Consider the following 15,994-nt stretch of genomic DNA (forward strand, 5'->3'; position numbering starts at 1 on the left):
ATACCGATCCTATATCAATCTTTATCCATCTCGCCAATATTTATTTCCAATAATCTCTACACTTTTATAATAGTCACGAAATAACTATCTCGCCTGCAACATTCCAAGCTTCTCTGCGCTAAATCAAAACCTCTACCAGACCCCTTGTCTAGAATGACCAATTGCTAAATTTTTATACAGAGAAAAAAGCCAATGGAATTACTCTGCCCTGCGGGGAATTTACCTGCCTTAAAAGCTGCTGTTGATAATGGTGCCGATGCGGTGTACATCGGACTCAAAAATGATACTAACGCGCGCCATTTTGCAGGTTTGAATTTTACGGAAAAAAATCTGCATGAAGCAGAGCGTTATATCCACCAGCGTAAACGTAAATTGCATATTGCGATAAACACCTTCGCTCATCCTGATGGTTATCAACGCTGGCAAAACTCTGTTGATTTAGCGGCTGACTTAGGAGCCGATGCTCTGATCCTCGCCGATATCGCGATGTTAGAGTACGCGGCCAATAAATACCCGCATATTGAGCGCCATGTTTCTGTGCAAGCTTCCGCGACCAACACAGAAGCCATTCGTTTCTATGAGCGTAACTTTCAAGTGCATCGCGTGGTGCTCCCTCGCGTGTTATCGATTCACCAAGTGAAACAGCTCGCCAAAACCAGTCCTGTCCCGCTGGAGGTTTTTGCTTTTGGTAGCCTGTGCATTATGGCTGAAGGTCGCTGTTATCTTTCTTCCTACTTAACGGGAGAATCTCCGAATACGGTCGGTGCTTGCTCTCCTGCACGTTTTGTTCGCTGGCAACAGACTGAAAATGGCATGGAGTCACGACTGAATGATGTGCTGATCGACAGCTACCAAAAAAATGAAAATGCGGGTTATCCAACCCTGTGTAAAGGGCGCTATGTGGTGGATGAGCAGAAATACCATGTTCTTGAAGAGCCCACCAGCCTCAATACCATTGAGTTACTCCCAGAGCTTATGAGCGCCAATATCGCCTCGGTAAAAATTGAAGGTCGTCAGCGCAGCCCTGCCTATGTCACCCAAGTGACCAAGATTTGGCGTCAGGCAATCAATCGCTATAAATCCAATCCAGATGGTTTCGTGACGGATCCTAGATGGCTCAAAGCCCTTGGCGACCTTTCTGAAGGTAGCCAAACCACCCTTGGAGCGTATCACCGTAAATGGCAATAACTGGCGCACATCATTCATCAGCATGGATTAATGGGTAACATAATGAAATATGCATTAGGCTCAGTACTGTACTACTGGCCAACATCAACCTTACAGGATTTTTATCAGCAGGCAGCAGACAGCGACGCGGATATTATTTATCTCGGGGAAACGGTATGTAGCAAGCGCCGTGATATGAAACCCAACGACTGGATTGACCTTGCGAAACAGCTAGCAGGAAGCGGTAAACAGATTATTATCAGCACCCTTGCGCTGTTACAAGCGCCCTCCGAGCTGAAAGAAATCAGTAAGTTAGTCGATAATGGCGAGTTTTTGATTGAAGCGCACGATTTCGGTGTCGTCAACATGCTGGCAGAGCGAAAATTACCTTTTGTGGCGGGTCACGGGCTTAACTGCTACAACGCTCCATCACTGAATATTTTGCTACGCCAAGGCATGATGCGCTGGTGTATGCCCGTTGAACTTTCCCGTGACTGGCTGGTGAATTTGCTCAATCAATGTGAAGAGCTAGGTATTCGCGATAAATTTGAAGTGGAGGTTTTCAGCTACGGTCACTTACCACTGGCTTATTCTGCCCGCTGTTTTACCGCTCGTTCGGAAAACCGCCAAAAAGATGAGTGCGAAACCTGCTGCATTAATTACCCGCAAGGGCGCAAAGTGATGTCACAGGAGCAGCAACAAGTGTTCACGCTTAATGGCATCCAAACCCTGAGCGGCTACTGCTATAACTTAGGCAACGATATTTCGTCTATGCAGGATTTGGTGGATATTGTGCGGGTTTCCCCTGAAAGCCTTGAGTCCCTCGATGTGATTAGGCAATTTAAAGCCAACCAATACGGGCAGTCCCCACTGAGCATTCCCGACCAAAGCTGTAATGGCTATTGGCGCAATATTGCCGGATTGACTCTAGAAGCGTGATGGGCTTTTGTCTATTTATAAGAGGCTCTTTATAGAGCCTTTTTTATTCAATTAGCCAAATAGTTCACTGTGTGAACCTATATCAATGAAAGTCACTAAGCGCCCATCATCCGAAAGTTGATATACGAGCAGGAAATCACCTCCAATATGTAATTCCCTTGCACCACCCCACTCATTTCCTTCTAACTCATGATCAAGATACTGTGGAGGAATATTTTTCTGTGAAAAAAGTATTTCCATAATGGCAATCGCTTCATTCATATTCCTTCTACCAGCCCGATTATAACGTTCCCATGATTTTTTAAAGGTTGATGTATAAGCTACCTGCCTTGGGCATTGGGCGCGTTTATGGCTTGTTTTTTGACTCACTCTTCGTTAGCTCCAACATCATCTCATCCAATGAAGAATACTGTTGCTCAATGAGCGCGGCTTCTTTTAAAGCCTGAGCAGTTTTCGCAGAAGGCTGTTTGCGTTTAATTTCAAAAGGAACCCCCTGCTCCTGAACAACCTGCTCAAGAAACAAACGGATCGCGGCACTAATGGTCAGCCCACAATCTTGCAATACACTGGTTGCCTCAGCTTTTAGTTGCTCATCAATGCGACTACGAACATCCGTCGTTTTTAATAAAGCAGTCATAAAATACCTCACTGTCATAATGTAGCTACATTGTAGCCACCTTTATGTTTAAATATACCATTGCGTGACAACCTGCGCAATTCTTCATCAAGAACCTGTCTATACCCAGAATATCCCCCAAACAGATACGGAGTTATCTCCTTTGAATTCAGTTGACGTACGGTAGATTAGATAAGCAACCAAACTCACAGACTAATAAGGAAATACCCGTGATAAAACGTACCCTGCTCGTCATGACACTTTTTTTAGCGGGATGCTCAACATCCCTTGAGTACACCAAAGCTGATCTCGAAAAAAACCAAGAAGTGGGTTACTCCGATTCTGGGTACTACCGCGTGGTATTTAAAGGGAAAAAAATTCTTTCAGTACCTGAAAATGCCCATATTGTGGCAGGAACTGAAGATAATGTGGTTGGAAAACTTAACCAAGAAGGTAAAACAGGTGAGTTTGTGATCGCGGGTCTTGCCGCCAAAAGCAATGGCAACATTAGTTCCCAAGTGGGTGGCCACGATTATAATTTGAGTTTCCTATTAACCGATGAAAATGATTTACCACTTTCATCAGTCAATTACATCATTATCAATGACTGTAATGGGGAAGCCTATTCGGGCAAAACCAATGCTAACGGACGCACATTTTCGGTTTCAACGCCCAAAGAGTGCAACTTAAGTCTCAGTGTCGTGGAATAAAAGATTGTGCCATAACGTATTGAGAGCCATTTTTCAAAATAAGAGGTTGGAAACCAACCTCTCTGACGATTATTTATGGCTATTTATGAAAATGCTTGCGCCAGCGGTGCACCGCATGACTAATCTGGCGTAACTCACCATCTCGCAACATGCCAATAAACACACCGATAAACGAGTAAATCACCCCAAGCACCAGCATCATCACAATATCCATCAAGATATCTCTAAATGGCAGCCCCATTTGGTTGATCCCCGCCATCGCGTTAGTCGCCCACGTGGATGGCAACGCAGAGGCTATCATTCGTACCCAATCCGGCATGGCTTGTAATGGCCAAATAGTCCCAGACATATAGAATACCGGCGTGGTGATAAACGCCAATGTCAGGTAGATCATTTCCACACTACGCAAGCATTCGGTGACCAACTTCCCTAACCCAATAACGGCGAGTAAGAATGGGAAGGTCAGCATCCAAATCTGGTACAACGGCGCTTCTTGCCGATAACCCAAAATCCATGGCCATAAGGCAAAAAACACGGTCGAAAGAAATAACCAGATAGGTACCAGCGCCGACAACGCCCCCAGATAAACCGCTAATGGAGGTTTACCTTTTGGTGTAGAGCGAATGGCAATACTGACCCGCACACACGCAATTAATAAGGAGTGCTGTAATAACATCACCAGCAAGCCAGGGAAGATAATCGCCGCAAAGCTAATGCCGGGGTTATACAGCGGCTCGGTTTCACTGCGAACAGGGGCAATAATCACTTTTGCTTGTTCAAGACTGAAACCCGCTTTTTCCAGTAACTGGGTGTTATAGGCGCTCAATAACGTTTGATACGCTTTCGATAGCTCTTGCTGGATTTGCCCGCTGGCTAAGCGGTTTGTGGCATCCCCATAAACCGGTACCGTGATATTTTTGCCACTAAGCAAATGCTTTTCAAAATCCGTTGGGATGATTACGATGGCAAACAGCTGCCTCGCAATCATATCCTGTCGCGCTTGAGCTAAATTATCGTAACTGTGTAGCTGGACTTTGGGCGTGGCGTCTAAATCGCGGATCAGCTCACGACTTGCGCCTGAGTGATCCATATCGATAACCGCCACTGGCAGATCCCACAATACGGGACGCGCGTACACCAAACTCATAATACAGAGAGAAACGAGCAGCAGAAGCCACATCGGTTTCTCCAGCATGCCCAGCAGTACCTTTTTAAACGTCGCAAAATAGACCGTCATCATACGATACTTCCTTGGGTTTCAAGCCGTTTCACTAAGCGTTTACGGATCAAAAATGCCGTCAATAACGGGTAAATCAGCAAAAATAGACACACTTGCACAATGCGCTCAAACGAAATTTCCCGTAAGAAAATATCAAACATGGCGTTTAAGGTGTGAGTGAGCGGCTCCGCGTTCGAAATAATTCGTGCGGGCAGAATCATCGAGAGTTCCGGCACTGCCATGCCAGAAAACGCCAAGGCAATACTCACCAGCATCCCGATTAAGCTGTAAGCCATTATCGCGCTGGACGTAAAGCTAAACAACAGTAACCCAATACTTTGCGCCGCTATCACATAGAAGAAGCCCACCAGCATCATATACAGAGGGTTCCCCACCACTTTTGCGTCAAAGATAGTGACCAGCGCCGCCAGCTCCACTATAAGTAACGTGGTGAAAAATAATGTATAAGGTGCCATCTTGCCTAGCAGTGCCATTGAAAATGGCTTCACGCTTTGGAGAATGGTGCCGCGAGACATGGTGTAAATAGTGGCAGTGACCACAAACAGTTGCAGCATGTGGATGGTCGCCGCAAATTGTTGGTAATAAATATAGCTGCCACTGGGGTTAAAGAGGCTATCGTAAGAGAGCGTGACTTGCGCCAATGCCGGTAGCGATTGCCCCATCGATTTTGCCATTTCTTGGCGGTATTTGGCGTTAAGTTCCGCAACTAAGCCGCTAAAATCTTGAATAGCATAACTGCCAGATGCGTAAAACAGCGCATTGTAGTACATGCGTAATTCAGGTTGGCGTCCTCGCAATATATCCTCTTCAAAATTTTGGGGAATATAGAGCAAGGCATAATCTTTGGCACTACCCAGCTGCTTGATGGATGTCACTAAGTTGCCATCAATCGCTTTCACTTCCGCATGAGGACCCGCATCAAGATCGCGGATAATTTGCCTTGAAACTGGGCTGTTGTTGTTATCGACCACCGAAACTGGCACATCCATCAGCGTTCCCTCTGAGAAGTTAGCGCTGATTAACGTAAACAGCATCAAAGGGAATAGCCAACTCAGCCAGTGAAAGACTGGGCTGCGGATCGCCATTTGGGTTTCGCGGCTAAAGGCATGTTCAAAACCATGCCAAGCGAATTTGAGTTTCATGGCGTCACCTGTTATTTATCCCAGTGCCACAAGACGCTCATCCCCGGTCGCAATCCTTCAATCGGTTGTTGTGGATACAAGCGAACTTCAAAGGTTTTCAGGTCGAAATCCCCTGTCGCACGGGTGGCTCGTTTAGTCGCGTAATCCCCTTTCGGTGCAATATAGCGAACTTCGGCTTCCACGGTTTTATCCCCTAAGGCAGGAACCGTCAGCTCAATTTTGTCCCCTTTTTTCACACCCACTAAAATGTCTTCACGTAGGTTATAAACAAAATAGGCTTGAGGGAGGCTGATCAATGAGATTAATGGGCTACCAGCATTGAACAGTTCACCAATTTCCGCAGGGATTGGACCGACTTCACCATCCACAGGGGCTTTCACTTGCAAGTCATCCAGTTGAACTTGGAGTTCAGCCAGTTTTTGCTCTGCTTGGTCTACTGCCGCTTTATATTGTTGACGCTGCTCGATACGATCGCCGTTTTTCCCTTCTTCCAAACGCGCCTTAGCACTTTGGACTTGTTGGAACGCAACATCTTTCGCTTTACGGGCGGTATCTAGCTCATTTGCTGAGACATACCCTTTACCTGAAAGATTATTTAAACGGGTAAATTCACGAGAGGCATTTTGGTATTGCGAATTTGCTTGAGCAACCGCAGCTTGTAGGTCACGCAGCGTTTCTTCACGAGTTCCATTTAAGGATTGGTCGAGTTGAGCTTGAGCTTGGTCCTTAGCCGCTTTTAATGCCGCGTATTGGGCTTGTAACTCAGGGCTTTCTAAGGTGAGCAGTAACTGCCCTTTCTTCACATCATCCCCGCGTTCTACATGGCGTTCAATGACTCTGCCTTTGGCTTTTGAAGTCACGATGACCTCCGGTGCGTCCACTTCCCCTTGCAATAATAAAAATTGATTATGGGAATGAAAAAGCGCCGCAGCAGCAATTAAGATCAGCATAAGCAAGATCAGTATGATGGTTCTTTTTTTCATTATGTATGTGGGCCTTGAATAATAACGGAGGAAACTACTTTTTCATTATGACAATAAATTAACACTAACGTTAAGAAATTTGTGCGCAAAATCACGCTTTAGCGGTCTTTTTTAGTCTGAGGGGCTTTGGCGCTTATGTCAAATAATGATGTTTTACTAATTATTAAATGACGATTACTTAACCAGCCCAATAAGATACAATACCCCCAAAAATATATGGCTAAGCCCACTGAGCGCAGTCAACACCCCCATAATGTAAAATATAGAATGTGAAATATAATGAGCCATGCTCTATATAGTAAGCCATGCTCTAAATAGTTCGCATTATGGGTAGGCGGCAAGAGAAGATATCTCTAGGAGCATACAAAAGTATGTGACTAGAGGAGCTGAACGTAGCCAACACCCCCATAATGTGAAATATGACGAGCATGTACAAAAGTATGTGACTTAAGTAGCTGAGCGCAGCCAACACCCCCATAATGTGAAATATGACGAGCATGTACGAATTCGACTTGATTTTATTACTACTACAACAAATGTGCGTCTACCTCGTTATCGCTTGGGCACTCAGCCGCACTCCTCTGGTTACCCCTCTTCTTAAGGTGACCATTCGCTTACCTCATAAAGTGATGTGCTACCTTATTTTCTCAGTATTTTGCATCATCGGTACTTATTTTGGTTTACATATCAATGATTCCATAGCGAACACTCGTGCTATTGGCGCTGTACTTGGCGGATTGTTAGGCGGCCCTGCGGTGGGCTTTGCTGTTGGGTTTACTGGTGGGGTTCACCGGTACTCTTTGGGTGGAATGAGCGCTTTCGCTTGTATGATCTCGACCATTGTCGAAGGCTTAATTGGCGGTCTGGTACATCGTTACTATATGAAGCGAGGGGAAATTAATAAAATTTTTAACCCTGTTACCGCCAGCTGCGTTACCTTTTTCGCTGAAATCATCCAGATGCTGATTATTTTACTCATCGCCCGTCCATTCGATGAAGCTTATGAATTAGTGAAAAATATTGCCGCGCCGATGATCATTGCCAATACCATCGGGGCAGCCATGTTTATCCGCATTTTGCTGGATAGGCGTGCCATCGTCGAGAAATACACCACGGCATTCTCCGCGCAAGCCTTGAAAATCGCCCTATGTACTGAAGGTATTTTGCGTAAAGGTTTCAATGCGGATAACAGCATGAAAGTGGCAAAAATTATTTACCAAGAGTTAGATATTGGTGCCGTCGCCATTACGGATAGAGAAAAAATTCTCGCCTTTATCGGTCTAGGTTCCGATCACCATATTCCTGGGACACCTATCTCATCGATTCAATCTAGGCAGGCCATTGATAATAATGAGGTGGTTTATGCCGATGGTAACGAAACGCCGTATAAATGCTCACTAAGTCCCTCGTGCAAGCTTGGCTCCACCCTCGTCATCCCACTTAGAGGGGAAAACCAACGAGTTATTGGAACCATCAAATTATACCAAGCCAAAAATAGCCTCTTTAGCTCCATTAACCGTACGCTAGGGGAAGGAATTGCCAGCCTGTTCTCAGCACAAATTTTGGCGGGGCAATATGAGCGCAATAAACAATCTTTACTGCAATCGGAAGTCAAACTACTTCACGCACAAGTGAATCCCCATTTTCTCTTTAATGTGCTTAACACATTACAGGCAGTGATCCGCAAAGATAGCCAGCAAGCGGGACAGCTCGTGCAGTATATCTCCACCTTCTTTCGCAATAACTTAAAACGTCCAGAACAGAATGCGACATTAGGGGAGGAAATCGAGCATATCAATTCATACCTGCAAATTGAAAAGGCGCGATTTCAAGAGAATTTGCAGATCCATTTAGATATCCCCGATGAAGTTAAACAGGTGGAATTACCCGCGTTTACGCTGCAACCTATTGTCGAAAATGCAATAAAACATGGCACTTCACAGTTATTAAATACCGGATACATTACAATACGCAGCTATATTCGCTGTGAACATGTCTATATTGAAATCGAAGATAATGCCGGTTTATACCAGCCAAGTGGGCAATCTGACGGCTTAGGGATGGGCTTAGTCGATAAACGCTTGCGCCTGAAATACGGTGAAAAATATGGAATAGGCGTGGAGTATGAACCTGAAAAATTCACCCGCGTGAAAATCCGCTTGCCCTACATGTCCACTTAATCACATTGCACATAATAAATGATAATAACGCTATGAATGTACTGATCGTTGATGACGAACCCCTAGCCCGTGAAAACGTGCGCTGCTTACTTGAGGAACATGACGATATCGAGATTATTGGCGAGTGCGCCAATGCCATTGAAGCCATCGGTTTGATCCACAAAAAAAAGCCTGATGTGGTGTTTTTAGATATTCAAATGCCCCGGGTGACGGGATTAGAAATGGTGCGTATGCTCGATCCTGAAGAGCGCCCACACATTGTTTTTCTGACAGCATTTAATGAATTTGCGATCCAAGCTTTCGAAGAGCATGCTTTCGACTATCTACTTAAACCCCTTGAACCTGAAAGATTGGCAAAAACTTTAGCCCGTTTACGCCAAAATAAACAGAAACAGAATCTCGAGCTTCTCGATAACAATGAACCGCTCAAGTTTATTCCTTGTACCGGACACAGCCGCATTTATCTAATGAAATTAGATGATGTGCAATATGTTACTTCTCGCATGAGTGGCGTATATGTAATGAGCACCCAAGGACAAGAAGGCTTTACCGAATTAACCTTGCGCACATTAGAAATGCGTACGTCGTTAGTGCGTTGCCATCGTCAATATTTAGTAAATATGACCCAGCTCAGCGAGATTCTATTTGGGGATAATGGACAAGCCGAATTGGTGCTATGCTCAGGTGAGCATATTCCCGTTAGCCGCCGCTATTTAAAACCCTTAAAAGAGGCGCTTGGGCTAATTTAACGAGTGACTCAGGAGAAAAGGTTATGGCTGATTTTTACCTGCAAATTCGCACCAATTCGATGACATTAAAAAATCTCGATACCCATGAAGAACACAGTGCAACGGGTGAGTTTTCAGCCCAAAGAATGGTTATCGGGGATTTTTTTAAAGCCGAGTTTGTACTGTATCAGTTGGTCTGCGATATGGGGCTGAAAGTCCGTCGCCCTTTTGCGTCGAAACATCGTGTTTTGGTTCAAGCCCTCGAAATTATTGAAGGGGGTGTGAATATGGTGGAAGAGCGCCTATTTACCGAAATTGTTTACGGGGCATTTAATCAGCGTGTGAAAAAAGTGGTAGTAAGCCGAGCACCGCTGCCTATGCCTCAGCGAGAAGCGAAAGCCTTATTAACTGCATAAAAAAACCCGCATTTTAAAATGCGGGTTTTTTGTATTTATCTCAGCCACATTAACGTGGCTGGATAGCGCTATTATGCGTTGTGGCTGCTGCTACGACGACGTGGCGCTGCATTAGTGCCATCTTGGCGCGGTGCAGAGTTACCACGGTCACGGTTGCCACCACGGCGGTTGCCGCTGAAGCCTTCGCGATCACCACCGCTACGACGACCATCACGATCGCCACCACGGTCATTACGACGACCTGCACCGAAACCACCTTCGCTGCCGCCTTCACGACGTGGACCACCACGACGTTCGCCACCGCCACGACGCTCAAATGGTTGAGCATCACCGATCAGTTGCATTTGCATTGGCTTGTTCAGTACACGCGCACGGCTTAAGTGAGTTAACACTTCGCTTGGCATACCTTTTGGCAACTCGATAGTTGAGTGAGTACCAAACAGTTTGATGTTACCAATGTAGCGGCTGCTGATGTCTGCTTCGTTCGCAATCGCACCAACGATATGACGAACTTCAACACCATCATCACGACCCACTTCGATACGGTACATTTCCATATCGCCAACATCACGACGCTCACGACGAGCACTACGATCGCCGCGCTCTGCACGGTCAAAACCGTTGCCGTTACTGTTGCGGTCGTTACGGTCACGACGGTCGCCACGACGATCATCACGGTCGTTGAATTCACGACGCGGACGACGCGGTGCATCTGGTGGCAGGATCAGAGCACGTTCGCCTTGAGCCATTTTCAGTAATGCCGCTGCTAAGGTTTCCATATCTACATCTTCAGATGGAGACATTTTCGCTAACAGTGAACGATACTGATCTAAGTCGCTGCTTTCTAATTGCTGTTGGATTTGTTCAGCAAATTTCGCCTGACGACGTTGGCTTAATACGTCAGCATCTGGCAATTCCACTTCAGGAATAGTCAGTTTCATTGTACGTTCAACGTTACGCAGTAAACGGCGCTCACGGTTCTCAACAAACAGTAATGCGCGACCCGCACGACCCGCACGACCGGTACGACCGATACGGTGAACGTAAGATTCTGCATCCATTGGGATGTCGTAGTTAACAACTAAGCTGATACGCTCAACATCCAGACCACGTGCTGCAACGTCAGTTGCGATCAGGATATCTAAACGACCATCTTTTAAGCGCTCTAATGTTTGCTCACGCAGTGCTTGGTTCATGTCACCATTCAGTGCCGCACTGTTATAGCCATTACGCTCAAGCGCTTCTGCAACTTCTAAGGTTGCGTTTTTGGTACGAACGAAAATAATCGCCGCATCGAAATCTTCAGCTTCTAAGAAACGCACCAGCGCTTCATTTTTACGCATACCGTAAACAGTCCAGTAGCTTTGAGCGATATCTGGGCGTGTAGTAATGCTCGACTGAATGCGGATCTCTTTAGGATCTTTCATAAAGCGACGAGTAATACGACGGATTGGTTCTGGCATTGTTGCCGAGAACAGCGCAGTTTGGTGTTCTGCTGGAATCTGGCTCATGATGTTTTCAACATCATCGATGAAGCCCATACGCAGCATTTCATCAGCTTCGTCTAATACTAAGCCTTTCAGTTTAGAAAGATCTAAAGTACCGCGCTTCAGGTGGTCTAACAGACGACCTGGAGTACCAACAACCACTTGTGGTCCTTGGCGTAATGCACGAAGTTGAACGTCATAACGTTGACCGCCATATAAGGCAACCACGTTGACACGGTTCATGTGTTTAGAGAAATCGCTCAGTGCTTCAGCAACTTGCACCGCTAACTCACGTGTCGGTGCCAGTACTAAAATTTGTGGAGCTTTTAAATCTGGATCGATGTTATGCAGTAATGGCAAACCAAATGCAGCGGTTTTACCACTACCGGTTTGTGCCATACCTAATACATCATTACCATCCAATAACAATGGAATACATTGTTGCTGGATTGGAGATGGTTTTTCGTATCCCAGGTCGCTTAGTGCGTTCAAAATAGATGCTGATAAACCTAGATCAGCAAAAGACATATCGGTCTCAGTCGTCATGTAAAGGTGCCTCATACTTAGTGGCGGCCAGTTTACATAACGGAGCGAAAATCATTTCGGTCATTATCATTTAAAATGTGAACTGGCTCAAATTGTGTTATTAAACGAACAAATAAACCCTCACCCGGGTGGATGATGGCTTAAAAATGAATAGAGAAATGTTCGTCAGCTATTGCTGGCCCGATTCTAATAGGTCGTCTTGTTCTTGGCCTAACAGCGCCAATTCCAACAATGCGTAGCGGTGCTCAACAAAGCTGTGTGCGTTGTTAGCTACCGTCAGTTTGAATAACGCAGTTGCGCTATCCTTATCCCCCAGACTTAGGTAATGCTTACCTAAATAGAAGTTAGTTTCACTGAGATGCTCAGCGAGCGAAGTGTTATCCGTAGATGTCTCTTTCAAACGCTCCATCAATGTCGTTTCATTGATATTGCCAAGATAGAATTCTACGATATTCCAGCCCCATTGCCCTTTCTCCGCTTGGTTGTAGCGGGCAGCAAGATTGTCTTGTGCCATACGCGGGTCTATGTCTTTTTCTACGAGATAAAGCCACAGAGTACGAAAAGGATCATTTGGATCTATCTGATAATACGCCAGCAGATCATCCTGCGCTAATTTGTATCGTCCACCGTAATATAATGCGATGCCACGATTCATTCGCGCGAAATTGTAAGTTGGATCAAGCTCTAAAACAGAATCAAACGCTTCATAGGCGGCATCATAGTTGCCAGCCTGCGTAAAATATATTCCTAAAAAGTTAAAGATTTCAGGAATATCCGGACGGATTGACAACGCAGTTGAAAAATCATTACGTGCCAGCGCCCTTAAACCGAGACTATCATACAGTACTCCGCGCTCATATAAAAGCTGCGCGTACTCATCATCGGTTAAAGATCGGCTCGCAAGGATTTGTTCCATACGAGCCAAAATCACTTCTTGTTGTAATGAAGGCTGCAATGGAACTGCAAAAACCTCGTTTTTACGCCAATCTTTATTACTACATCCAATAATAATAAAAAAGATGAACGCGGATAGCACACGGACTAAGGTGCGGCTATCGATAAAACGAAAGTTAATACAGTTCTGCATACTACGCCCTTACATTACCACTAGTCAGCAAATTTAGGCTGATAGCGCCTAAGTTTATCAGGCGCTACACTTTCGGTCAGCTTATTCTGCTGATTCCTGCTGTGCTGGAGCTTCTTCGCCAGCAACAGCTTCTTTCATGCTCAGGCGAATACGGCCTTGACGGTCGATTTCTAACACCTTAACAGGAACTTCTTGACCCATTTGCAGGTAGTCAGTCACTTTCTCTACACGCTTGTCAGCGATTTGAGAAATGTGAACCAGACCTTCTTTACCGCCACCGATAGCAACAAATGCACCGAAGTCAACGATACGAGTCACTTTACCTTGGTAAATACGACCCACTTCAACTTCTGCAGTGATGTCTTCGATGCGACGAATTGCTTCTTTCGCTTTCAGACCATCAGTTGCTGCGATCTTCACAGTACCGTCATCTTCGATTTCGATAGTTGTGCCTGTTTCTTCCGTTAATGCACGGATAACAGAACCACCTTTACCGATGACATCTTTGATCTTGTCTGGGTTGATACGGATGGTGTAAATGCGTGGAGCGAACTCAGAGATCTCTTCACGTGGGCCATTGATAGCTTGTTCCATTGTGCCAAGGATATGCAGACGCGCACCTTTAGCTTGGTTCAGAGCCACTTGCATGATTTCGCGAGTGATACCTTCGATTTTGATATCCATTTGCAGTGCGCTGATACCGTCACGGCTACCCGCTACTTTAAAGTCCATATCACCTAAGTGGTCTTCATCACCTAAGATGTCAGACAGAACAACGAAATCGTCACCTTCTTTTACCAGGCCCATCGCGATACCCGCAACAGCAGCTTTAATTGGCACACCAGCATCCATCAGAGCCAGAGACGCACCACATACAGATGCCATTGAAGAAGAACCGTTAGATTCCGTGATTTCAGAAACAACACGTACTGTGTACGGGAATTCTGCTTGTGAAGGCATAACTGCCAGCACACCACGTTTCGCTAAGCGACCGTGACCAATTTCACGACGTTTAGGTGAACCAACCATACCAGTCTCACCAACAGAGTATGGAGGGAAGTTATAGTGGAATAAGAAGCGGTCAGTGTATTCGCCCATTAATTGGTCGATAACCTGTGCATCACGCTCAGTACCTAATGTTGCAGTAACCAGCGCCTGAGTTTCACCACGGGTGAACAGTGCAGAACCATGCGTACGTGGCAGAACACCAGTACGAACGTCCAGCGCACGAACCATGTCTTTCTCACGACCATCGATACGTGGCTCACCACGGATAACGCGGCTACGAACAACTTGTTTTTCTAAGTGAGCAAGAATGTCTGACACTTCAGAAACATCGACGTTTTCATCTTCAGCAACCAGAGTTGCAATCACTTCGTCTTTGATCAGGTCAACTTGAGCATAACGCTCTTGTTTCTCCGTGATACGGTAAGCATCGCCCATACGGCTTTCAGCCAGTGCAGCAACGCGATCGTTCAGAGCTTGGTTAACTGGCTCTGGCTGCCAATCCCATTTCTCTTTGCCCGCTTCTTTGACTAATTCATTGATGTTCTGGATAACAACTTGTTGTTGATCGTGACCGAACACAACTGCACCCAGCATTTGCTCTTCGCTTAACAGTTCAGCTTCTGACTCAACCATTAATACTGCGCTGTCAGTACCTGCAACCACTAAATCCAGACGGCTTGATTTTAATTCATCAGCAGTTGGGTTCAGAACATATTGGTCATTGATAAAACCAACACGTGCAGCACCGATAGGACCATTGAATGGAACACCAGACAGTGCCAGTGCAGCAGATGCACCGATCATCGCAACGATATCTGGGTTAACTTGTGGGTTAACAGAAACAACGGTAGCAATGATTTGGATTTCGTTCAGGAAGCCTTCTGGGAACAGAGGACGTAATGGACGGTCAATCAGACGTGCAACTAAGGTTTCGCCTTCACCAGGACGACCTTCACGACGGAAGAAGCTACCTGGGATACGACCCGCAGCGTAAGTACGCTCTTGGTAGTTAACTGTTAAAGGGAAGAAATCTTGCCCTTCTTTAACTTTTTTCTGAGCCACAGCAGTCACGAATACTGCGGTGTCATCCATGTTTACCATCACCGCAGCCGTTGCTTGGCGTGCGATCATGCCTGTTTCTAATGTTACGGTATGCTGGCCATACTGGAACTTACGAACAATAGGATTTAACAAAATATTACCCTTTTTGTAAGGCTACGAGAGATTCTCAGGTAGCATGGTTTATTTTCTGACTACAGCCTCGCGACTAATGAGAGGATTGATATTCCAATCATCAATTCTCTCATTAGCCGCGCGAATTCGGATGTAGTTTTAAGTGGTTTTAATTAAAACAGTCAATTATCGATAATAGCTTAACATTTTAGTTAAGTATAATTCGAGTATTACTTCAACTTTCAATTAACTTTTAGAAGAAAAGGGGCCATTTGGCCCCTTTCCTCTGAAACTGACAAGATTAACGACGCAGACCCAGACGCTCGATCAGCGCTGTGTAACGTGCGATATCTTTACCTTTCAGGTAAGCTTGTAAACGACGACGCTGAGCAACCATACGCAGCAGACCACGACGGCTGTGGTGATCTTTTTTGTGCTCAGAGAAGTGACCTTGCAGGTGATTGATTTGAGCTGTCAGCAGAGCGATTTGAACTTCGCTTGAACCCGTGTCATTTTCACCGCGGCCGAATTCAGCAACGATCTTCGCTTTCGCTTCAGTACTTAGAGACATA

At 45.5% G+C, this 15,994-nt stretch carries 15 protein-coding genes; 6 read left to right on the plus strand and 9 right to left on the minus strand.

All coding sequences use genetic code 11. The annotated features are described in order from the left end of the window. The first annotated feature begins 192 nt into the window (after nt 1-192). Both ubiU and JK188_RS04585 read left to right on the plus strand, forming a co-directional pair. On the plus strand, nt 193-1,188 hold the full coding sequence (gene ubiU, locus JK188_RS04580) for a ubiquinone anaerobic biosynthesis protein UbiU (protein WP_154610088.1): 996 nt from the start codon (nt 193-195) through the stop codon (nt 1,186-1,188). A gap of 42 nt (nt 1,189-1,230) precedes the next feature. Next, nucleotides 1,231-2,106, plus strand: coding sequence for a U32 family peptidase (locus JK188_RS04585; protein ID WP_211886884.1), 876 nt, complete (start codon nt 1,231-1,233; stop codon nt 2,104-2,106). A gap of 51 nt (nt 2,107-2,157) precedes the next feature. Here JK188_RS04585 and JK188_RS04590 read toward each other — a convergent pair whose 3' ends face one another. Beyond that, on the minus strand, nt 2,158-2,475 hold the full coding sequence (locus tag JK188_RS04590; RefSeq protein ID WP_211886883.1) for a type II toxin-antitoxin system YafQ family toxin: 318 nt from the start codon (nt 2,473-2,475) through the stop codon (nt 2,158-2,160). Continuing rightward, on the minus strand, nt 2,453-2,743 hold the full coding sequence (locus tag JK188_RS04595) for a type II toxin-antitoxin system RelB/DinJ family antitoxin (RefSeq protein ID WP_154603017.1): 291 nt from the start codon (nt 2,741-2,743) through the stop codon (nt 2,453-2,455). The genes JK188_RS04590 and JK188_RS04595 overlap by 23 nt, the downstream gene beginning before the upstream one ends. Before the next feature lie 209 nt (nt 2,744-2,952). On the opposite strand from JK188_RS04595, the gene JK188_RS04600 reads away from it, so the two are divergent. Continuing rightward, nucleotides 2,953-3,432 (plus strand): hypothetical protein, encoded by a 480-nt coding sequence (locus tag JK188_RS04600; protein ID WP_272535578.1) that lies wholly within the window; start codon nt 2,953-2,955, stop codon nt 3,430-3,432. 79 nt (nt 3,433-3,511) lie between these two features. Here JK188_RS04600 and JK188_RS04605 read toward each other — a convergent pair whose 3' ends face one another. From JK188_RS04605 to JK188_RS04615, 3 genes are read right to left on the minus strand one after another with little or no spacing between them, the layout of a single operon-like run. Then, complete coding sequence (locus tag JK188_RS04605; protein WP_211887258.1) at nt 3,512-4,669, minus strand: ABC transporter permease; 1,158 nt, start codon at nt 4,667-4,669, stop codon at nt 3,512-3,514. Beyond that, nucleotides 4,669-5,814: an ABC transporter permease gene (locus tag JK188_RS04610; RefSeq protein ID WP_132496367.1), complete on the minus strand. Its 1,146-nt coding sequence runs from the start codon at nt 5,812-5,814 to the stop codon at nt 4,669-4,671. The genes JK188_RS04605 and JK188_RS04610 overlap by 1 nt, the downstream gene beginning before the upstream one ends. Before the next feature lie 11 nt (nt 5,815-5,825). After that, a complete protein-coding gene (locus JK188_RS04615) occupies nt 5,826-6,797 on the minus strand; it encodes an HlyD family secretion protein (protein WP_036949070.1) in 972 nt (323 codons plus the stop codon). A 497-nt stretch (nt 6,798-7,294) separates the two neighbouring features. Between JK188_RS04615 and JK188_RS04620 the strand changes: the two genes are divergently transcribed. The 3 genes from JK188_RS04620 to JK188_RS04630 are packed head-to-tail and all read left to right on the plus strand — an operon-like array spanning nt 7,295 to nt 10,121. Further along, a complete protein-coding gene (locus JK188_RS04620) occupies nt 7,295-8,977 on the plus strand; it encodes a sensor histidine kinase (protein WP_211887257.1) in 1,683 nt (560 codons plus the stop codon). 32 nt (nt 8,978-9,009) lie between these two features. Beyond that, on the plus strand, nt 9,010-9,726 hold the full coding sequence (gene btsR, locus JK188_RS04625) for a two-component system response regulator BtsR (protein WP_036949068.1): 717 nt from the start codon (nt 9,010-9,012) through the stop codon (nt 9,724-9,726). A 23-nt stretch (nt 9,727-9,749) separates the two neighbouring features. Further along, entirely contained in the window at nt 9,750-10,121 is a 372-nt protein-coding gene (locus JK188_RS04630) for a YjaA family stress response protein (protein ID WP_211886882.1), read from the plus strand. A 71-nt stretch (nt 10,122-10,192) separates the two neighbouring features. Here the strand turns inward: JK188_RS04630 and JK188_RS04635 are convergent, their stop codons facing one another. The 4 genes from JK188_RS04635 to rpsO all read right to left on the minus strand — a co-directional run bounded on the left by JK188_RS04635 (nt 10,193) and on the right by rpsO (nt 15,993). After that, complete coding sequence (locus JK188_RS04635) at nt 10,193-12,154, minus strand: DEAD/DEAH family ATP-dependent RNA helicase (protein WP_211886881.1); 1,962 nt, start codon at nt 12,152-12,154, stop codon at nt 10,193-10,195. 169 nt (nt 12,155-12,323) lie between these two features. Beyond that, on the minus strand, nt 12,324-13,241 hold the full coding sequence (gene nlpI / locus JK188_RS04640; RefSeq protein ID WP_154599704.1) for a lipoprotein NlpI: 918 nt from the start codon (nt 13,239-13,241) through the stop codon (nt 12,324-12,326). Between the two features lie 81 nt (nt 13,242-13,322). Continuing rightward, on the minus strand, nt 13,323-15,443 hold the full coding sequence (gene pnp / locus JK188_RS04645) for a polyribonucleotide nucleotidyltransferase (RefSeq protein ID WP_036949061.1): 2,121 nt from the start codon (nt 15,441-15,443) through the stop codon (nt 13,323-13,325). A 280-nt stretch (nt 15,444-15,723) separates the two neighbouring features. Continuing rightward, nucleotides 15,724-15,993: a 30S ribosomal protein S15 gene (gene rpsO, locus JK188_RS04650; protein ID WP_006814502.1), complete on the minus strand. Its 270-nt coding sequence runs from the start codon at nt 15,991-15,993 to the stop codon at nt 15,724-15,726. Between the last annotated feature and the right edge of the window lies 1 nt (nt 15,994).

Source organism: Providencia sp. JGM181, assembly GCF_018257375.1.
Classification (GTDB): Bacteria; Pseudomonadota; Gammaproteobacteria; order Enterobacterales; family Enterobacteriaceae; genus Providencia; species Providencia lanzhouensis.

Bases quoted from the DNA above. Each gene is read 5' to 3' on its own strand.
- ubiU (WP_154610088.1), top strand. From the start codon at position 193: ATGGAATTACTCTGCCCTGCGGGGAATTTACCTGCCTTAAAAGCTGCT.
- JK188_RS04585 (WP_211886884.1), top strand. From the start codon at position 1,231: ATGAAATATGCATTAGGCTCAGTACTGTACTACTGGCCAACATCAACC.
- JK188_RS04595 (WP_154603017.1), bottom strand. From the start codon at position 2,743: ATGACTGCTTTATTAAAAACGACGGATGTTCGTAGTCGCATTGATGAG.
- JK188_RS04605 (WP_211887258.1), bottom strand. From the start codon at position 4,669: ATGACGGTCTATTTTGCGACGTTTAAAAAGGTACTGCTGGGCATGCTG.
- JK188_RS04610 (WP_132496367.1), bottom strand. From the start codon at position 5,814: ATGAAACTCAAATTCGCTTGGCATGGTTTTGAACATGCCTTTAGCCGC.
- JK188_RS04615 (WP_036949070.1), bottom strand. From the start codon at position 6,797: ATGAAAAAAAGAACCATCATACTGATCTTGCTTATGCTGATCTTAATT.
- JK188_RS04620 (WP_211887257.1), top strand. From the start codon at position 7,295: ATGTACGAATTCGACTTGATTTTATTACTACTACAACAAATGTGCGTC.
- btsR (WP_036949068.1), top strand. From the start codon at position 9,010: ATGAATGTACTGATCGTTGATGACGAACCCCTAGCCCGTGAAAACGTG.
- JK188_RS04630 (WP_211886882.1), top strand. From the start codon at position 9,750: ATGGCTGATTTTTACCTGCAAATTCGCACCAATTCGATGACATTAAAA.
- JK188_RS04635 (WP_211886881.1), bottom strand. From the start codon at position 12,154: ATGACGACTGAGACCGATATGTCTTTTGCTGATCTAGGTTTATCAGCA.
- nlpI (WP_154599704.1), bottom strand. From the start codon at position 13,241: ATGCAGAACTGTATTAACTTTCGTTTTATCGATAGCCGCACCTTAGTC.
- rpsO (WP_006814502.1), bottom strand. From the start codon at position 15,993: ATGTCTCTAAGTACTGAAGCGAAAGCGAAGATCGTTGCTGAATTCGGC.